Source organism: Cereibacter changlensis JA139, assembly GCF_003034985.1.
Taxonomy (GTDB): domain Bacteria; phylum Pseudomonadota; class Alphaproteobacteria; order Rhodobacterales; family Rhodobacteraceae; genus Cereibacter; species Cereibacter changlensis.
This window is the reverse complement of record NZ_PZKG01000386.1, coordinates 1-845: the sequence shown is the minus strand read 5'-3', so window position 1 is coordinate 845 and position 845 is coordinate 1. Positions and strand designations below refer to the sequence as shown.

Genomic DNA, 845 nt, shown 5'->3' with positions numbered 1-845 from the left:
GTGAGAGCCTTTCCGGCTCTGAGGTCAGAACCGGAAAGGAAGCACATGCGCTGCATCATCCCCCTGCTCTTTGTCCTGACGGCCCCGGCGCTGGCGCAAGGCCAGACCGCTTGCCAGGGCATCGCGCCCGATTGCTGGATTCTCGATCCGGCGCCGGGTCCGCCTGATCCGGCGATCTTTGGACGGGCCGGCAGTTGCCGGCAGCTCGATGCGCTGTCCACAGCGGAACGACAGATGGTAATCGAGGCCGATTACACGGTGATCGAAGGCGGGCTGATAGACATGGCGTCGGTTCGCCTGGTCAGTTGGAGCGGCGGCGACGAGGTCATGGCGAGACAGGCGCTGCGCACCCTCAGCCTGACGGTCATCCGGTGCAGCGGAGGCGGATCGGTGTTCACGCCGGGGCCGCTGACGGCGCGGCTGAACGGACCGCAGGGCGTGGTCGAGTTCCAGCCGTGATGGCCGGCTCTTGCGAGCAGGGGCGCAAGCCCTTGGCGCGGGACGAAAGACCGTCGCGATTCCGGCCGCGCCGGAATCTCCTGTCGCAGCTCTGGCAGGCCGGCGCAGATCTTGCGCCCTGCAGAGACCTTCAGCTCACGGTTCCCGAGGACAGCGCCGCCGTTGCCTGCGGCGGGCGGCATGTCGCGCTCGCCGGGGATGCGGGTTGGTCGCGTGCATCATCGCGACCGGCGGCCGACAGCTCGGCGTTCTCGAGACTATCCGGATAGCGCGGCCACAGATCCGTGAAATACGCCAGATCCGGGATTGCTGGCTCTGCCTCCTGCTCGTCCGTCGGCGTGTCCCAGCGTTGAGCATAGGGATTGGCGGGGCCGTATTTGATCCCG

2 protein-coding genes are annotated in these 845 nt (G+C 67.3%); one reads left to right on the top strand and one right to left on the bottom strand.

Annotated features, from left to right (window positions below):
* A partial coding sequence (locus tag C5F48_RS24250; RefSeq protein ID WP_219907850.1) for a hypothetical protein occupies window positions 1-459 on the top strand: 459 nt, incomplete at its 5' end.
* Window positions 460-589: 130 nt separating this feature from the next.
* Here C5F48_RS24250 and C5F48_RS25555 read toward each other — a convergent pair.
* Window positions 590-845, bottom strand: a 256-nt coding sequence (locus C5F48_RS25555; protein WP_181247790.1) for a hypothetical protein, incomplete at its 5' end; no start/stop codon positions are given.